General features: G+C 50.4%; 17 protein-coding genes, 1 other RNA gene and 1 pseudogene. 7 read left to right on the top strand and 12 right to left on the bottom strand.

Annotated elements, in window-relative coordinates; genetic code table 11:
- Positions 1-260 precede the first annotated feature (260 nt).
- Positions 261-2,330 carry a TonB-dependent receptor gene (locus DQM57_RS02960; RefSeq protein WP_111726771.1) on the top strand — a complete coding sequence of 690 codons (2,070 nt, stop codon included), beginning with the start codon at positions 261-263 and terminating at the stop codon, positions 2,328-2,330.
- Positions 2,331-2,443: 113 nt separating this feature from the next.
- Here the strand turns inward: DQM57_RS02960 and DQM57_RS02955 are convergent, their stop codons facing one another.
- From DQM57_RS02955 to ffs, 6 genes are all read right to left on the bottom strand, one after another.
- Positions 2,444-2,614, bottom strand: coding sequence for a rubredoxin (locus tag DQM57_RS02955; protein ID WP_003674535.1), 171 nt, complete (start codon positions 2,612-2,614; stop codon positions 2,444-2,446).
- 124 nt (positions 2,615-2,738) lie between these two features.
- A complete protein-coding gene (locus DQM57_RS02950) occupies positions 2,739-3,830 on the bottom strand; it encodes an acyl-CoA dehydrogenase family protein (protein ID WP_107996993.1) in 1,092 nt (363 codons plus the stop codon).
- 95 nt (positions 3,831-3,925) lie between these two features.
- On the bottom strand, positions 3,926-4,474 hold the full coding sequence (locus DQM57_RS02945) for a carboxymuconolactone decarboxylase family protein (protein WP_003674530.1): 549 nt from the start codon (positions 4,472-4,474) through the stop codon (positions 3,926-3,928).
- A 159-nt stretch (positions 4,475-4,633) separates the two neighbouring features.
- Positions 4,634-5,005, bottom strand: a complete 372-nt coding sequence (locus DQM57_RS02940; RefSeq protein ID WP_111726769.1) for a DUF2628 domain-containing protein — start codon at positions 5,003-5,005, stop codon at positions 4,634-4,636.
- 188 nt (positions 5,006-5,193) lie between these two features.
- Entirely contained in the window at positions 5,194-6,885 is a 1,692-nt protein-coding gene (gene dld, locus DQM57_RS02935) for a D-lactate dehydrogenase (RefSeq protein WP_107996991.1), read from the bottom strand.
- A 173-nt stretch (positions 6,886-7,058) separates the two neighbouring features.
- Positions 7,059-7,155: signal recognition particle sRNA small type (ffs, locus tag DQM57_RS02930), an RNA gene on the bottom strand.
- A gap of 259 nt (positions 7,156-7,414) precedes the next feature.
- Between ffs and DQM57_RS02925 the strand changes: the two genes are divergently transcribed.
- Both DQM57_RS02925 and DQM57_RS09770 read left to right on the top strand, forming a co-directional pair.
- Positions 7,415-11,248, top strand: coding sequence for a DUF3683 domain-containing protein (locus DQM57_RS02925; protein WP_111726767.1), 3,834 nt, complete (start codon positions 7,415-7,417; stop codon positions 11,246-11,248).
- A gap of 56 nt (positions 11,249-11,304) precedes the next feature.
- Positions 11,305-11,421, top strand: a pseudogene (locus tag DQM57_RS09770) (IS5/IS1182 family transposase); the annotation flags it as partial.
- Positions 11,422-11,675: 254 nt separating this feature from the next.
- On the opposite strand, the gene DQM57_RS02920 reads toward DQM57_RS09770, so the two are convergent.
- Positions 11,676-11,837 (bottom strand): hypothetical protein, encoded by a 162-nt coding sequence (locus tag DQM57_RS02920; protein WP_111726765.1) that lies wholly within the window; start codon positions 11,835-11,837, stop codon positions 11,676-11,678.
- A gap of 333 nt (positions 11,838-12,170) precedes the next feature.
- Between DQM57_RS02920 and DQM57_RS09610 the strand changes: the two genes are divergently transcribed.
- Complete coding sequence (locus DQM57_RS09610; protein WP_167395525.1) at positions 12,171-12,338, top strand: hypothetical protein; 168 nt, start codon at positions 12,171-12,173, stop codon at positions 12,336-12,338.
- 57 nt (positions 12,339-12,395) lie between these two features.
- Positions 12,396-12,578, top strand: coding sequence for a hypothetical protein (locus DQM57_RS09605; RefSeq protein WP_167395524.1), 183 nt, complete (start codon positions 12,396-12,398; stop codon positions 12,576-12,578).
- A 72-nt stretch (positions 12,579-12,650) separates the two neighbouring features.
- Here DQM57_RS09605 and DQM57_RS02910 read toward each other — a convergent pair whose 3' ends face one another.
- A complete protein-coding gene (locus DQM57_RS02910; protein ID WP_111726761.1) occupies positions 12,651-13,691 on the bottom strand; it encodes a P63C domain-containing protein in 1,041 nt (346 codons plus the stop codon).
- Between the two features lie 566 nt (positions 13,692-14,257).
- On the opposite strand from DQM57_RS02910, the gene DQM57_RS02905 reads away from it, so the two are divergent.
- The gene (locus DQM57_RS02905) at positions 14,258-15,148 is read left to right on the top strand and encodes a Rha family transcriptional regulator (protein WP_111726759.1); all 891 of its coding nucleotides are present in this window, start codon (positions 14,258-14,260) and stop codon (positions 15,146-15,148) included.
- Positions 15,149-15,173: 25 nt separating this feature from the next.
- Here the strand turns inward: DQM57_RS02905 and DQM57_RS02900 are convergent, their stop codons facing one another.
- Positions 15,174-15,335, bottom strand: a complete 162-nt coding sequence (locus DQM57_RS02900) for a hypothetical protein (protein ID WP_111726757.1) — start codon at positions 15,333-15,335, stop codon at positions 15,174-15,176.
- A 307-nt stretch (positions 15,336-15,642) separates the two neighbouring features.
- Here DQM57_RS02900 and DQM57_RS09865 point away from each other — a divergent pair, with 307 nt between their 5' ends.
- Positions 15,643-16,551, top strand: coding sequence for a phage antirepressor N-terminal domain-containing protein (locus tag DQM57_RS09865; protein ID WP_231992128.1), 909 nt, complete (start codon positions 15,643-15,645; stop codon positions 16,549-16,551).
- Between the two features lie 114 nt (positions 16,552-16,665).
- Here the strand turns inward: DQM57_RS09865 and DQM57_RS02885 are convergent, their stop codons facing one another.
- The 3 genes from DQM57_RS02885 to DQM57_RS02875 are packed head-to-tail and all read right to left on the bottom strand — an operon-like array spanning position 16,666 to position 18,101.
- Complete coding sequence (locus DQM57_RS02885) at positions 16,666-17,163, bottom strand: TIGR02594 family protein (protein WP_111726755.1); 498 nt, start codon at positions 17,161-17,163, stop codon at positions 16,666-16,668.
- 12 nt (positions 17,164-17,175) lie between these two features.
- Positions 17,176-17,640 carry a hypothetical protein gene (locus DQM57_RS02880; RefSeq protein ID WP_111726753.1) on the bottom strand — a complete coding sequence of 155 codons (465 nt, stop codon included), beginning with the start codon at positions 17,638-17,640 and terminating at the stop codon, positions 17,176-17,178.
- The gene (locus DQM57_RS02875; protein ID WP_111726751.1) at positions 17,637-18,101 is read right to left on the bottom strand and encodes a DUF4376 domain-containing protein; all 465 of its coding nucleotides are present in this window, start codon (positions 18,099-18,101) and stop codon (positions 17,637-17,639) included. Before DQM57_RS02875 ends, DQM57_RS02880 begins: the two co-directional genes overlap by 4 nt.
- Positions 18,102-18,103 lie beyond the last annotated feature (2 nt).

Here is an 18,103-nt window from a genome sequence, read left to right as displayed (position 1 = left end):
CATTTATTTTATCCCTCATCCATCCACCCCACTTCTCACAATCAAATTTGGAAACAGCTTCCCGTCTTCAAATCATCAAAAACGTATCGCATCGTTTTCAACGTTGTAAGAAAACAACATTGTGAAAATATAAGTAATTTTTAATAAAACAATATCTTGTTTAATAATTAGAAAAACATATAATACATATAAAATTCAAGTTTTGATAATCATTTTTAAAATAATTAAAATATCCTCACTAACTAACCTAAGGATGAAAAATGAAAGGCAACAACTTACCTGTATTCCGATACAGCCTGATGGCACTTTCCCTGTCTGCCGGGTTTTCCCATGCGGACGGAAATTTCGGTCACAACCATACGGCCGAGCTGTCGGAAATTAAAGTCAGCGGTACCGCCGTCAGTACCCGTACCCACCGCAACCAACTCGACCGTGAAACTGCAACCGATTTGAAACAGGTCATGAAAGACCAGATTGGTATGGATGTCGGCGGCGGCAACGGCGTGGCACAGTTTTACAGTATTCGCGGCGTAGGAGAAGACAAAATCAATTTGGATGTGGACGGAACCAGCCAATCTACTAAAATTTTCCACCACCAAAGCCGCTTCCAACTCGATCCGGCATTAATTAAAAGCATTAACGTAGAAAAAGGTACCGGTGCGGCAAGTTCAGGTATCGGTTCAGTAGGCGGCACCATCCGCGTAACCACTGTTGACGCCAAAGACTTATTGGTTGACGGAAAACCATTCGGCTTCAAATTGGGTTCGACAGTCAGCTCCAACAAAGGTACCGGCAGCAATGCCGCCGTCTATGCCTACCAAGACGGTTTTGATGCATTGTTTGCCGGCAACTTCCTGAACAACCGCGACTACAAAGACGGTGCGGGCAAAATCAATCAGGGCAGCAAACTGGAACAACACAGCTATTTGGGCAAACTGGGTTATGACTTCAACGAAGATCACGGCATCCGCCTGAGCTACCGCCAAGAATATCAAAAAGGCAACCGCACGGACAAAGCCGAATTCCAAACTGATGCTGCTTATAAAGGCTTTGCGGGTACTGCCCAAAAAGAACAGTCATATAATTTGGAATATAAAGGCCGTCACGTCGGATTCTTAGACAAAATCGATGCCAACCTCTTCCAAATCCATACCGACGACTACAAACCGCCTAAAGGCGCGCCGGACGGCACACAAAAAAGCAACGAACTCGAATTGAGCAAAATCAAAGCAAAAGGTGCCAATCTTAACCTTGCCAGCACCTTGGGCGACGGTCATCTCGTCAAATACGGTTTCAATTACCGTCATGAAAGTGCCAAATCTTCAGACAAAAGCCCTTGGCTGAAAATCCTAAAACTCAACGATGTCAATGACGAGAAAAAAACCGATTATGGCATCTATACCGAAGGCATTTGGAATCTGCATCCCGTAACCCTGACTACCGGCTTGCGTTACGATCATTTCAAATACACCGCAGCCAACGGTCAAAACGCTGCCGACGGTCAACTTAATCCGAGTGTGGGTATCATTTGGGATGTCAACGACAACTTCTCCCTCTTGGGTAACTTGAATCAGGCAAGCCGTTCCCCCCGCCTGAATGAAGCCCTGCTTGCCAACGAACGCGCGGGCAATGCGGTCGATGTCGATAAAGATTTGAAAGCAGAAACCGCCCGACGTGCCGAAATCGGCTTCAAATGGCAGCAAAACGGCTTTAACCTGAGCGGAAGCGTATTCCATCAAAACATTAAAGACTTGGTGGTTTACCAATGGGCAAAAATTGACAACAAAAAGGCTGTCATTAACGAGCGCGGACGCATCTTCAACGGCGGCAAACTGACTACCAACGGCTACGAAATCGATGCATCCTATCGAAACGGCGGTCTGACCGCACGTTTAGGGGTATCCTACGTCAAACCGCGTTTGAAAGGCGAAATGTACTACGGCGAAAGCCCGATACTGGCAGACGACCACGAAAGCTCGTTTACCTTCTGGAATACCGGTCGTCAATGGTTGACCGGCCTGTCCTACCGGTTTGAACAGCCTAAATTGGAAATCGGCTGGCGCGGACGTTATGCCCAAAGCACAAGCTTTACCGATGCCGCACGGAAAAAAGGTACGGTTAAATCCGTTAAAAACGGCTACGGCGTACACGACCTCTACGCCAACTGGCAGCCTTTGGGCAAAGACAATATGAACGTCAACTTTGCCGTCAACAATATCAGCAACAAAAAATACCGTTCACACAGCCAGCGCTTCCCTGACGGTGTGGCTCGCGTACCGTTCTACGAACGTGGCAGAGAGTTTATCTTCGGCCTGAACTACCGTTTCTGACCTGCCGTTTTAAAGCAATGCCGTCTGAAAACCTTTTCAGACGGCATTTTCGTTACAGATAAAAGCAAGGTTTTTTCATATCGTGTACGTAAACTTAACGGGAAAAGACCGGACTATATTACAAAATCGAGCAGGTAAAAATCTTCCTTACCAACCCCGCATTCGGGGCATTTCCAGTCGTCGGGGATGTCTTCAAACTTTGTACCCGGGGCAAGCCCGTGTTCCGGATCGCCAAATTCTTCATCATAAATCCAGCCGCAAGGGCCGCACATATATTGCGCCATCTGTATTTCCTTGTAGTTTGCACCATGTCGTTATGGTTTTGATTCTATGATGCCGTCTGAAGCATACGGCCGCATCTATCCTGCCTGGGTGCGGTTTGCGCTTCAGACGGCATTTTCCGCCTGTTTATTTTGCGGCTTCGATTGCCGCTATCTCTTTGCGGAGGTGTTTGATTGCGGGGGTTACGATGGCAACAAACATTGCTTCGCGGACGCGCCGTTGTGCCGGACTGCGCATAAGGTAGCCTTTTGCGCCTGCATGCAGCGCGGCAGATTGCGAGGCTGCAAGGGCAAGTACGGCGGCGGCTTCGCGCAGCTTGAGGGTCGCCAATGTGTCCGGCGTGTTGTTCCATGCCAAACCGGCAAGCCTTTCGGTTTCTACCCATGCGCCGTCCAACCTTGCTTTGAGGCTGTCATAACCGTCGTCGAGGTAACTGTTGACCTCGGCGTTGACGACATCGGCTATGCGGATGATGCCGAGGCTGCCGTCAATCACGCCCGCACCGATGCCGATTTGCAGCAAGATGAAGCCTGCTTTGATGCTTTGAATATAGTCGGCAAACTGTTCGGGTGTGGCGATGATGTCTTCGTCGGGAATAAATACGTCTTTGAAATTCAGGCTGAAGGTGCGCGTGCCTTCGAGGGCGCAAAATTCGGGGCAGTTTTGCAGGCTTACGCCTTCCCATTGTCCGCCGGTGATAAACATGACGTAGCCGCCGCCGATTTGGGCGGTATTTGCCCAAATATGTTCTTCGCCGATATTAGACACCCACGGCAACGCGCCGTTGACTGTATAACCGCCCTCCACGCGCTCGGCTTGAAGGTTGTGTTTTTCAATGCCGGCAAGGTGTTTGACGGTATTGGACATGCCCGTACCCGCCAATACTTTGCCTTGCAGGATATCGGCAAGGTATTTGTCTTTAACGGCTTGGTTGGGTGCTTGATGCAGATACCACGCACAAGCCGCCTGACACCACGCGCTGAACGAGGTGGCGCCGCATTCTTTGCTGATTTCGCGCAATACGGCGATTTGTGCGGCAAGCCCCAAGCCGTTACCGCCTTCTTCCTGTGTGCCGACCGAGGCATAACCGCCGATAGTGCCGAGTTCACGCATAAATGCTTCGGGGTAGTATCCTTTGCGGTCGATGTCGTCAACAAGGGGTTTGAGCTTGGTTTTGACCAGTTCGGCAACATTGGTAAGCAGGGTTTGGGTTTTCATGATTTTTCTCCTTTCGGCCGTACGGCAGCCTGTATTTTGTCGGGGGATGATGATGCTTTGAAAAAACCGCCTGCATTCAGGCGGTTTTTGTTTGCTTAGGCATAGGCCTGCAATTCAGGGTTGATTTCGGTTTGTCCGAGGTTGTTGACGTAGTTGCACAAAGTTGCCAAGGCTACGCCCATCACGACTTCGACTGCCTGCTGCTGGTTGTAACCCGCATCGAAAAATGCTTTGAGTTCGTCGTCGGATACTGCGCCTTTTTTTGCCATTACAGCTTGGGTAAAGGCGGCAAGCGCACCGAGTTTGGCATCGTCAAACGCGCCTGCATCCAAATCGCGAGAAGCTTTGACGGACTGTTCGGACAGGAGTTTTTTCAGGGTCGCCAGCTTGGTGTGTCCTGCCACGCAGAAACCGCATTGGTTGGTACGGGCGGCGATGATCTGGATGACTTCGACTTCGCCGGCAGTCAGACTGTTGGCGGCGTTGAGCTTGCCTACCTCTTGGTAAAACGCCAAAGCTTCGGGGGCATTGGCCAACACGCCGATGAGGTTGGGAATAAAGCCGTTGTTTTGAAGTACGGCCTCTACGCGCGGTTTGGCGGCTTCGGGAGCGGTTTCGAGGGTGTGTACGGTTAAACGTGCCATGTTTCTTTCCTTGTTTGCAATATTATTGAAGGGATGGACGCATGGTACGCATTTCGGAATGAAATGGGAAAGACTGATTGGTTATGTGCTGCAAACGAAAAGTTATAAGAAATGCCGTCTGAACATTTTTCAGACGGCATGATGGAAAAGAAAACGCGCTTATCGGCCTTCGCGCCCGAAATATTGCGCCAATGCGGCTTGGGGATTTGCTGCCTCAACCGTTTCGGGCAGTTCGGTGTAACCGCGCGACAGAAGGTGTTGGGCGTAAAGATTGTTGCCTCTCGCCCCAAACCATACGGAAACGGCCAAACCCAATACGTTAAACGCCGAGTCTGTGGCGGGCGTGTCGCCGTAAACCAGTTGGGCAAACACTGCCAACACGAACATCGCGCCCGTCAGCCCCAGCCCCAAACCCCACATTCTCTTGAAACACGCCCACAGCGTGCCGAACAAAAGACCCAGCCATGACCAGCCCTGTTTGACGGCTTCATACGGCAGGGCGGGATGTGTGTAGATTTTATATTGTTTCATCTTATTCCTTAATGCTTCAAACCCGTCTCCCGGGCAAAATCCCGGGGTACGGCTGCCGAAAGGGGCGCACCCGTGTGCCGGCATATGGCTTGAAAGCGATTGCCCGACGGGGAGCTTCAAACCTGACAATGCCGTCTGAACGGTGTCTTGCCTTCAGACGGCATGGTTTGAGTCCGAACCGGATGCGCTTATTCCGCCCAGTTTTTCTTCTTGCTGGTTTTGCCGATGCCCGGGTTGAAGCTGTTGGTCGGGTCGAGTTTACGGTAGAACTGTTTGAGCGCAGGCTTGGCTTCGTATAAATGACCGACGTTATGTTCGGCGGGATATTGCGCGCCGCGTTGGTCTAAGAGATGCAGCATTTCGTGTTCCAATGCCATGCAGTCGTTGCCTTTTTTGATGATGTAATCCTGATGGAAAACGTGGCACATGAAATGTCCGTAGTAGAGCTTGTGTATGATTTTATTGTCGATTTCCGGCGGCAGTTTTTCAAACCAGTCGCGGTCGTCGCGGCGCAGGGCGATGTCGAGCGCAACCAAGTCCTCCACTTCGTCGTCGTGTACGGAACGGTAGCGTATGGCGGCGGAAGCGACGGCGAAACGGTGCAGCATCGCGGCTTGGGTTTCTTCGGCGTTACATTCAAAAAACGCGCCGCCGTGGTGGGCAAAATATTCTTTTAAGAACGCGCGCGCCTCATCCACGCCTTTTCCGCCCATTTTCAGAATCAGATGGTGTTCGTATTTGTCGCGGTAATCGCGCATGGATTTGGGCAGGTGGTCGGGCAGGTATTTGCTGACGAACTGCATAACCTTATCGGAAAAATGTTTGGGCAGGAAGCTGACCTTTTTGCCGAATCGGTCAACTTTAGCTTTGAAATCAAATAATTTCGGCAGTTGGTGCGTACCGAATTTCTTGATGACGTAGAATGTGTCTTTACCGTACACGTCGGCAATATCGAAAGCGTGGCGATGGATGTATTCGCCGGAAACGGGCAGGCTTTCAAATTCGCCCAAGGCGGCGCGGCGGATGTCGGTCAGTTCGTTGATGTCGTTGGTACCGATGTAGAACACGGCGGTTTGCTTCTCTTGCGGGAAGGTGTCCAAACGGACGGCGAAAACCATCAGTTTGCCCGCGCAACCGGACGCTTCGTAATGGCGCGCCGGGTCGGCATTGAAACGCGCGGCAGTCGGCTCGTCCACTTGACGGACGTGTTCACAATAGGCGTGGTCGTGTCCTTTGCCAGCATCTTGCGTAATGTCTTTGTTTTGATAATGATGACCTTGAAGATTGGTCAGGATTTCTTCGGGCGTACTACCCAAATCTATGCCCAAATGGTTGACCAGCTCCAGCTTGCCCTCTTCGTTGATTTGGGCGAACAGCGCCATTTCGGTGTAGGCAGGGCCGCGCTGCACCAATGCGCCGCCGGAGTTGTTGCACACGCCGCCCAAGACGGACGCGCCGATGCAGGATGAGCCGATGACCGAATGCGGTTCGCGCCCCAAAGGTTTCAGCAGTAATTCGAGCTGGTTCAGGGTAGAACCGGGCAGGCAGACGACTTGTTCGTTGTTGTTGATGGTTTGAATGATGTTCATCCGCATGGTGTTCACAATCACGATGTCGCGGTCGTAATCGTTGCCGTCGGGGGTCGAACCGCCCGTCAAACCGGTATTCGCCGCCTGCGTAATCACAATCACGTCCGCTTCAACACAGGCCTGCAAAATTTTCCACATTTCCAGAATGGTTCCGGGGCGAACCACCGCCAACGCCCTGCCCTCGCCGAAACGGTAGCCTTGGCGGTATTGTTCGGTTTTCGCGGGGTCGGTAATAATGTATTTTTCGCCGGTGATTTGGGTCAGGCTTGACAGTAATTGTGATGCGCTCATGGCAGTTTCCTTAAAATTGTCGGCAGGTGCATATGCACATTGGAATTGTTTTCACATTGTAGTTATACGTTATGGCAAAGTAAAGAAAATGCCGTCTGAAAGGGCGTTATCGTATACGCTGCAGCGACATAAAGGAAAACGCCGGAATTTTCAGATTCCGGCGTTTCAAATAGGGTGGCGAGCCAAACCTCCGGCACTGGCGTATCGGAGTGGGCTGCTGGCTTCCGCCCCTGACCCGTTGTTCCGACTGACCATGCGGAGAGACCCGCCTCAGAGAAACGGCATTATAACGGGTTTTGTGAAAAACTCAACCGTTTTGATACGGTCATACGCCGGAAACACTGTCTAAAACTTATGTCCGATAATATTGTCAACAATTTTTCAAAGCGTCATTTTGTTTCTATAAGGGTATTTCCTGTTTCGGCATTGAAAAATATTAAGAATTAAACTACATTATTGCCTTTCAAAATTTGTCTGCAACCGACCGTTCGGACACGCTCAAATAAAAACAACCAAACACGGACACGCCATGACCACGACTACCGCCCCGCAGCGTATTCGGGAAATTCCCTACAACTATACTTCTTATACCGACCGCGAAATCGTCATCCGCCTGTTGGGCGATGAAGCGTGGCAAATCCTGCAAGACCTGCGCGGTCAACGCAAAACAGGACGTTCGGCGCGGATGTTGTTTGAAGTGTTGGGCGATATTTGGGTGGTCGTGCGCAATCCGTATCTGGTCGATGATTTACTGGAGCATCCGAAACGCCGCGCTGCGCTGGTGCGGGAAATGCGCCACCGTTTGAACGAAATACGCAAACGCCGCGACGACAATCCGCAAGTTGATGTATTGGTCGTGGCGGCGGAAAAGGCAGTCGAGCGTTTTGACGGCAGCTTTGACGAAACGCGCCAAAAGCGGCGGCAGATTTTGGAACGTTTGAGCAAAATCACCAAGCCGCACAATATTATGTTTGACGGCTTGGCTCGCGTAACGCACGTTACCGATGCAACCGACTGGCGCGTGGAGTATCCATTTGTCGTCGTCAATCCTGATACCGAGGCAGAGATCGCGCCTTTGGTGCGTGCCTTAATCGAGCTGGATTTGGTCATTATTCCACGCGGCGGCGGCACGGGTTATACCGGCGGTGCAGTACCTTTGGACGCAAACAGCGCAGTCATCAATACCGAAAAACTCGACAAGCATCGCGGCGTGGAATTTGTCGAGCTGACAGGCTTAGACGGCAAGCATCCGATTATCCATTGCGGTGCGGGCGTGGTCACGCGGCGGGTGGAAGAAACTGCGCATCAGGCGGGTTTGGTGTTTGCCGTTGATCCGACTTCTGCCGACGCGTCATGCGTGGGCGGCAATGTGGCGATGAACGCGGGCGGCAAAAAAGCCGTGCTGTGGGGGACGGCGTTGGACAACCTCGCCTACTGGCAAATGGTCAACCCGCAGGGCGAATGGCTGCGCATCGAGCGCGTGCGCCACAATTTCGGCAAAATCCACGACGAAGAAACCGCCGTATTCGACGTTCACACGCTGGATTCAGACGGCCTCAATATCGTTAAAACCGAACGTTTGGAAATCCCCGGTCACAAATTCCGCAAAGTCGGTTTGGGCAAAGACGTTACTGACAAATTCTTGAGCGGCCTGCCCGGCGTGCAGAAAGAAGGCACGGACGGCATCATCACCAGCGTCGCCTTTGTGTTGCACAAAATGCCGAAACACACGCGCACCGTGTGCATGGAGTTTTTCGGCACGGTCGCCACCGCCACGCCGTCCATCGTCGAAATCCGCGATTTCCTGCTTGCCCACGACAGCGTGCGGTTGGCGGGTTTGGAGCATTTGGACTGGCGTTATGTCCGCGCCGTCGGCTACGCCACCAAAGCGGCAGGTAAGGGGCGGCCGAAAATGGTCTTGCTGGCGGACGTGGTTTCAGACGACGAAGCCGCCGTAGAGGCAGCCGCCGAACACATCTGCGAACTCGCCCGCGCCCGCGACGGCGAAGGCTTTATCGCCGTATCGCCTGAAGCGCGCAAAACCTTCTGGCTCGACCGCAGCCGCACCGCCGCCATCGCAAAACACACCAACGCCTTTAAAATCAACGAAGACGTGGTAATCCCACTCGAAAGGCTCGGCGAGTATTCAGACGGCATCGAACGCATCAACATTGAGCTTTCCATCCAAAACAAACTCAAACTCTGTGCCGCCTTGGAGCAATATCTGTCCGGCAAACTCCCCATCGACAAAATGGGAACAGACCTTCCAACCGCCGAACTGTTGGGCGAACGCGGCAAACACGCCCTAGCCCACGTTTCCGCTGTCAAAGCGCGTTGGGAATGGCTGCTTGCTAACTTAGATGCGCCACTTGCCGACTATAAAGCTCGCTACGGCGCAGCCGTCCACGCTGCTCCCGAAGCCAAAGACAATGAAAGTTGCTTTATTGCCTTCCGCGATTTCCGCCTGCGCGTGTCTGTCAAAGCGGACGTAATGAAGCCGCTTTCTGAAATCTTCAGCGGCAAAACCGATACCAAAATTATCCAAGGCTTGGGCAAAATCCACGCTAAAACCGTACGCAGCCGCGTCTTCGTTGCCCTGCATATGCACGCCGGCGACGGTAACGTTCACACCAATATTCCGGTTAACTCAGACGATGCCGAAATGCTTCAGACGGCCTATCGTTCGGTCGAACGCATCATGAAAATCGCCCGTTCGCTCGGCGGCGTAATTTCCGGCGAACACGGCATCGGCATTACCAAGCTCGAATTTTTGACCGATGAAGATTTGCAACCGTTTTGGAACTATAAAAACCAAGTCGATCCGAAACATACCTTCAATCGTCACAAACTGATGAAAGGCTCGGACCTGCGCAACGCCTACACGCCGTCTTTCGAGCTTTTGGGGGCGGAATCTCTGATTATGGAAAAATCAGACCTCGGCACCATTGCCGATTCCGTCAAAGACTGTCTGCGCTGTGGCAAATGCAAACCTGTTTGCTCCACCCACGTTCCGCGCGCCAACCTGCTGTACAGTCCGCGCAACAAAATCCTCGGCGTGGGGCTGTTGACCGAAGCATTCTTATACGAAGAACAAACCCGCCGCGGCGTTTCCATCAAACACTTTGAAGAACTCATGGACATCGGCGACCACTGCACCGTGTGCCACCGCTGCGTCAAGCCTTGCCCCGTCAACATCGACTTCGGCGACGTAACCGTAGCCATCCGCAACTACCTTGCCGATTCCGGTCATAAACGCTTTGCACCCGCCGCATCGATGGGCATGGCATTCCTAAACGCCACCGGCCCTAAAACCATCAAAGCCCTGCGCGCCGCCATGATACAAACCGGTTTCCCTGCGCAGAACTTCGCTTACAAAATTGGCAAACTGCTGCCCGTCGGTACCAAAAAGCAAAAAGCCGAACCCAAAGCCACCGTCGGCACCGCTCCGGTCAAAGAACAAATCATCCACTTCATCAACCGTCCTTTGCCCAAAAGCGTACCTGCCAAAACACCGCGCTCCATGCTCGGCATAGAAGACGACAAAAGCATCCCCATCATCCGCAACCCCGCCGCGCCCGAAGATGCCGAAGCCGTGTTCTACTTCCCCGGCTGCGGTTCCGAGCGTTTGTTCAGCCAAATCGGACTCGCCGTCCAAGCCATGCTCTGGCACGTCGGCGTACAAACCGTCCTGCCGCCCGGCTATATGTGTTGCGGCTATCCGCAAGACGCTGGAGGCAATAAGGCTAAAGCCGAAGAAATGAGCACCAACAACCGCGTTGCCTTCCACCGCATGGCGAACACCCTCAACTACCTCGATATTAAAACCGTCGTCGTCAGTTGCGGCACCTGCTACGACCAGCTCGAAAAATACCGCTTCGAAGAAATCTTCCCCGGCTGCCGCATCATCGACATCCACGAATACCTGCTTGAAAAAGGCGTGAAACTAAACGGCGTGAAAGGTCAGCAATACCTCTATCACGACCCCTGCCACACGCCCATCAAAACCATGAACGCCACCCAAATGGCCAGCAGCCTCATGGGGCAGAAAGTCGTCTTAAGCGACCGCTGCTGCGGCGAATCCGGCATGTTTGCCGTCAAACGCCCCGACATCGCCACCCAAGTCAAATTCCGCAAGCAGGAAGAAATCGAGAAAAACCTCAAAGAGCTGCCGCAGGGCGAACCTGTGAAAATGCTCACCACCTGCCCAGCCTGCCTGCAAGGCTTGAGCCGCTACGCCGACGACAACAATATGCCTGCCGACTACATCGTTATCGAAATGGCGAAACACATCCTCGGCGAAAACTGGCTGGATGAGTTCGTGAAAAAAGCCAACAACGGCGGCGTAGAGAAAGTGTTGCTGTAAAAACGGACACGGAAATGCCGTCTGAACGCCGAAAGCCTTCAGACGGCATTGTTTGAACCAAATATAGTGGATTAAATTTAAATCAGGACAAGGCGACGAAGCCGCAGACAGTACAAATAGTACGGCAAGGCGAGGCAACGCTGTACTGGTTTAAATTTAATCCACTATACCTACCCAAATCATGATTGACAGACAAACAAACGAACCCAAACAAAAAACCCGAATCATCCTTGCCCCTATGCAAGGTCATGTGATATTTTATTAAATTAATATATAAATCAAATATTTGAATAATATTTATAAAAAAAGGTGCAAAAAAGGTGCAAATAAAATAAAAATATTTTCAAAAAATATGACGATGAGGAATAAAAAAACAAGCCGCCTGAAATATGGCGGCTTGTTTTTACGGTCAATGCCGTCTGAAGATTTAGACGGCATAACGTTTCAATATTTGTTTCAACATTTCCCGATAATTCGCCAATTCCCGTTCGGCAAATTCAAAGGCCTTCAAATCGGCGTTATCTGATGCCTTACGGCTCTCGTTCAACCAATAGTCGATTTGCTTTTCACAAAATTCTTCGGCGGTCATTTCTGTACCCTGTCAAAATAAAAAGCTTTCTACAATTGCCTTATACAAAGGCGGATTTTCGCATAAAACGCTTGATAATTATGTCTATACATAATATAATACATCTATTCGATAAAGCAAAGCCCCGAAGCGGCAACTTCGGGGGCTTATCGGATAGAAAGGAGGCTTGAAGAAATGGCGAAAGTTATTTTATTCCTGTTTCTTTTGTTAGTTTGCTCTCCGGCCTACTAATGAAAAACTGAAATAACAAGGGGTGGCAGAGCACCGCGCCCCTTTCGCCAACCTTTCTACGAGCCATTTTACTACAACGGTTTTAAAAATCAAGGATTCCCTATGGTTGATGAAAAACTGGCGGAATACCGCAAACGGGCGGCAGCCAAACGGACGATAAAAAATGTCTCTTTTAACAACGAAACCGAGAAAGATTTACTCGAGTTTGCAAATAAAATTGATTTTTCCCAATGGGTTAAAGAACAAATCCGAAAAGAGTTCTTAAAATAGCCCGACCGCCGCCAAGCCGAAAACTTGGCGGTTTTTTGCTGGCAAACGGCGGGGGCGATGCCGTCTGAATCTTCAGACGGCATTTTCTCAGACAAATTTAAAGTCCCGTTTCATCTGTTTCAACAGCTTCGCCAAATCCTTTTTATGGATGAAGTCGCCGCCTGTCGAATTGATGATGATGGTGCTATCGCTACCCCCCTGCTGACCCGCCATCTCACGGATAGTTTGCGAGAATTTTAAACGCAAACCCAAATAAGGTAACAAAACCCCTTGCATATGCAGGGGGTTCTTTATGTAGGAGATGGCTGCTTTTTACTCGCCCAAATCAAGCGGTATGGTGTTATTTAGTTTGGGATGGACAATATCTAGCATACGGCTGAAGTCATCCTTATCTTTGGCCAACTTCAATAACGTAACGACGGAAGCCAGGTGCTCCTTCAGTTTCGGATGCCCGACATCTTGCGTTAAAAGTTGATGTAGTTTGGCTTTTTTCTCCTGTTTGCTGGCCGCTTTTTTCAACTCAGGCAGTAGCTCTGGAGCAAGACGGGTATATATAGCGTTGTTGGTAATATGCCCGAAGAACTGCGGGAATTGGTTGTTCTTAAGCGGAGGGAAAGGAACGTTATACAACCGGCAAAGCTCTTTATAATATTCCAAAGGGAATGTTTTAACCCAAGGCTGCAGCTCTTTCGCAACGAAAGCCTCAAGGATTTTAGCAAGGGCATCTTTTGATCGTACGTCTTGATAGCCAGTTGCCTCATCAACAAGAGCAATAATGCCTATATGAGCCAATGCTCGCATTAACAATTCAGCTTTTTGCGCTCGACCTAACTGTTGGCTTTGCAAAATTCCCATATCCCTAGCTTTAAGCCATATCTCACAGACAGATGGCAGAATAGAGGCATCATATCCACTGACTATTTCCTTATCGTCCATGTACTCTATTTTTAGCAGTAGGGCCGATAACGTTTCATCTTCTAGAATCAGTGGTCTAAGTCGTTCTGGGGATAGAAATAACGGCATAGGGGCCATGCCGTTGTTCAACGCTTTTTCTCGGCTTCTTTTTGAAGCGCCAGATGCCATCCCTGCTTTGCCGTAGATAGCTGTCAGGATACCGTTTTCAGTCAAAACGCGCTTTACTTCGCCATTTGGATATTGAATAACGGCACATGGAATCTGAACATCTCCCAATATTAAAGGCAATTTCTTGTGAATCACTTTCGGCATTGCTGCCTTAGCTTGCTTAGCAGCTACCATTTTAGCCGCCTGTTCCTTGCGTTGCTCCGGTGTCATTTTCTCTGCTCTGACTTTCCCGCCAATAGCACGGCCTGTTACTGATTGAGTTTTTGACATTACTTTTCTCCTATTGAAAATATGTGCAAATTATATATTGCAAGTAATATATTTGCAAATAATAAATTACTAGTTAAAAATATATTGTACGCAGCCTGCGGGCTGCTTTATGCCGTCTGAACTTGACGCAAACGCGCGGCTTGGATTTTTGAGAAGATAAAATATTGATTTTTATTTGTTCCTCAAATTTGAGGAACATGAAATAAAACAATAAGCCATTGATTCTGTTTCACTCCTCAATTTTGAGGAGTGGTATAGGTATTTGATTTTGTTTCACTATGAGATTTTGCACACTGGATTTTTCAGTTACCTATTGACAGTCTCAACCGAAAAAAACTATTATCGAATTTCCTACTCTTACGCAGCACCCGACCTGTTGTCGGTTTTTTCATATCTACACATTCCCGAATTTCATTCTGTTGCTCCTTGGTTGTTTGTTTCGATAGCGATAGGATTAAAAGTTTACGGGGGTGCGGGTATCGGCAACGACCCGGCGTTCGTAAGACGTAGGACACCCCCACCCATTCCTTGGGTATTCTTTTAATCCTAAACTTACGGAGTTCAGTATGAACGCAATTTCAATCAACTTTCAAAATTTTGTCCAAATCCAAAATTCCCAAATCGTAACCACCAGCGAATTTGTAGCCCAAGCATTCGGGAAAGAGCATAAAAACCTGTTGGCGCGAATTGAACAAATCTCTAAAGAAATCAAGGCTTCTTTCTTTGAGCTTAATTTTAAGCCCAAAGCAAAACAGGTAAAGACAGGCTTCGGTTTTCGCGAAACAAAAAGCTACGAACTGACCAAAGACGGTTTTATGTTGCTAGTGATGGGATTCACAGGCAAACAGGCGATGGCAATTAAAATTGCCTATATCGAAGCCTTCAATGCCATGAGTAAAGCTATTCTAGATTTAAACAACACCGTTTCAGACGGCATCAAGCCTGCCAAAACCACCGCTGACGACCGTACCGGATTGCGCCAAGCCGTTGCCGCGCTTGTCGGACGCAAAGGCATAGACTACTCCTCCGCGTACAGTATGATTCACCAACGCTTCAACGTCGAAGCCATCGAAGACATCCCCGCCGAAAAGCTGCCCGAAGCCGTCGCCTATGCCCACGCGCTGACCCTGCACACAGGCTTGACGGGCGAAGTGTTGGACGCACCGCCCAAAGCCGAGCCGAAACTGCCCATCGACGGCAACTCTTTAGCCGACATTGCCGCTATGGTTTATTACGGCACATGGATGATTGAATTGGGCAAAGACATCTCCGCGCCGCTCAAACAGCTTGGCAACAGACAGGCGGTTACGATGTGGACGGTTTGGCACGAAACCCGTTCAATCCTGAAAAGAACCGTCGCAGCCCTCGAAGTGTTGCGGGGATATGCGGACAAAGATACCTCCGACCGCATAGCCGGATGTCTTGAAGGCATTTACAGCAAGGCTACGGTAAGGTAAACAGAAATGCCGTCTGAACAAGGCTTCAGACGGCATAACGTTTCAATATTTGTTTCAACATTTCCCGATAATTCGCCAATTCCCGTTCGGCAAATTCAAAGGCCTTCAAATCGGCACGATCGCTCGCATTTCGGCTCTCATTCAGCCAATAGGCGATTTGCTTTTCACAAAATTCTTTGGCGTTCATCCTACCTCCTGTCAAAATAAAAGGCTCTCTTCAACCGCTTTACACGAAGGCGGTTTTTTTGTATAGTTTGGTTCACGAGGCGTCGAAAACCTCTACTAGAACGGCAATCACTCCGTCAATGTGATTTTTTCATGTCCATAGTTTCCTTGTTTGGTTGTTTGTTTCGATATATCCGAACTGGTTTCCTATGGTCGGGAGGGTGCGGAATACAATACCCGCGAGGGGAATAACGCCGGCCTTTTCTAGTAGGTTTTCGAACCTCCCGACCGCCCATTTGGGTCTTTCGAAACTAAACTAGGAAACCATCATGAACCAAGTTCAAAATATCTCTTTCCACGGTCAAACCGTGCCCGTCTTTTCCCACAACAACCAACACTACGTCGCCATGAAGCCGATAGTCGAAAATATCGGCTTGGATTGGGTTTCACAATATAAAAAAATCCAACGCAGTGAAATCTTAAAATCAGGTATGGTCATGATGACCATACCTGCCACCGATGGTAAAACCTATGAAACCGCATGCCTACCCCTCGACTACCTCAACGGCTGGCTGTTCGGCGTCGATGCGCGGCGGGTGAAACCCGAAATCCGTTCCCGCCTGCTGACCTACCAGCGCGAATGTTTCCGAGTGTTGAACGAACACTTCAATCCAAGGGTTGGACACCCCAAACCCACCCGCGCCCTGCCCGACGGTTTGACCGGCGAACAAATCGAAGCCGTCAAAAAACTGCACAACGCCCTGACCAAATCAGCACCCAAAGAAGCGCAGGCGCGTATCGCTATTACCCTTTGGTCTGCCGTCAAAAGCAAGTTCGGATGCAGCTACAAAGAAGTGCCTGCCGAACAGTTCCCCGAAGTTTTAAGCGTGATGAGCCGCGTGGCAGTTGAAAACGGCGTGCTGTACGGCGAAGTGTTGGACGCACCGCCCAAAGCCGAGCCGAAACTGCCCATCGACAACAACTCTTTAGCCGACATTGCCGCTATGGTTTATTACGGCACATGGATGATTGAATTGGGCAAAGACATCTCCGCGCCGCTCAAACAGCTTGGCAACAGACAGGCGGTTACGATGTGGACGGTTTGGCACGAAACCCGTTCAATCCTGAAAAGAACCGTCGCAGCCCTCGAAGTGTTGCGGGGATATGCGGACAAAGATACCTCCGACCGCATAGCCGGATGTCTTGAAGGCATTTACAGCAAGGCTACGGTAAGGTAAACAGAAATGCCGTCTGAAAGCCCTTCAGACGGCATCAATGCTGTAATACAGTCAACCGTCAACCCGAAGTTGACGGTTCAGTTATTAAGTTTTATTTAATAACTCAATAATTATTCACGCCTCGCTTTTGCTTGCCGCCGCAATTCCCTTTGGCAGCACGTATCGGGACGGGTCAGGCGGCAGCAGTTGACCGCCTTTTGACGGCCAGCGGTAACTTGTCGCCCGTGATTTCGGGAACGCCGCAATGTTCACGCCGTTTGACTGATTGCCGCCCAATACAAGCAGGTTTCCCTTGCCGTCTTCGCCAACGACGAAACCGACATGACCGCCGCCTTGACGCGTGAACGTAACCACGCAGCCGTAGGCAGGCTGTTTCAGCGGCAAACCGAAAGTTTCATACTCTTTAGCGCGAAACCAGTTTTTAGGCAAATCGCGCCCGCCTGCCTTGAGGCAATGGGCAACAAACACGCCGCACCACGGCGTTTCGTCATCCTTCCACCACGCGCCCAAGTCCTTCAGCCATGCCTGAATGACAGGGTTGTTTTTCGCGCCGGGAATTTCTTTTAAGCCGATATGTTTTCTGGCTTCGGCAAGCCATGCCAATTCTTTCATTTCAAAACCTTTCTAAAATGCCCCTGATTTCGCCAACGCAGCCAAGTCGTTCGGTGAGAACCGCCAGCCATCTTCTATGCCCATGACTGCCGCGCAAAACTCGGAGCAGAACCATTTGTTTGCGCTTTGGCGGATTTTCAAAACCGTGCCGATTGCGCCGGCCCAGTCGTATTTTTTACCCCGCGCCGCCTGCCAAACGCGGTCAAGGTCGGCGGCGGGCACGGTTTCCAGCGGTATCAAATCCCACTTTTCAGACGGCAACGGCATCACCTTCATTCTCACGCCGCCGTCGCGTATCGAGGACGAATAGCAGGCATAGCCGCCGCTGGGCAGTGGGTAGGCAATTTCGCAATGGGAATAAATCCCGCGCGTGATTTTTCGGGTTATCCAGTCGCCGAAACGGGCTTTAATCGAGGCAATGCCCCAGCCCTCGCGGTTACCCTTGTACAGGGCGAGGTACAGCGTTTTTTGAGTCATGATTCCTCCTGATAAATTTTCATCCAACCGCCCGAATAGTCGTAGTTCCACGGTTCGGGAGACTGCCCTAAAAGTTTTTTATGTTGGCGAGCGTTGGCAAAGTCTTTCTGTTCGTCGGTCAACATCTTGAGGCTCAATTCGTCTAATAGCTCGCGCGTGAACTTAACGATTTCTCCATCCATCGTACTCCACACCAAATTAGGCGGGAGTTGAGTCAGCGTTCGCATGAAGGTGTACTTTTGTCTCGCTTCCTCCGTACTGTGAAACCATTTGCCGATTGAATCGACAAACACGCCGCCGTGCCGGTTGGCGTGTCGTTTCTGTTTGATTTCCTCCCACTTTTCCGCCGCCGCCCAATAGCGGGCGGTTTCGCGTACCGCTTCGGGCAGCAGCCACTGGCCGCCGTCCCAGATGTGGTACGGCGTGGGGGGGCGATCGGGTAATGCTTGGTTCTCTTCCATAA

This window comes from Neisseria cinerea (genome assembly GCF_900475315.1).
GTDB lineage: Bacteria > Pseudomonadota > Gammaproteobacteria > Burkholderiales > Neisseriaceae > Neisseria > Neisseria cinerea.
The sequence above is the reverse complement of the archived record's forward strand: the minus strand, read 5'-3'. Positions and strand labels throughout refer to the sequence as shown.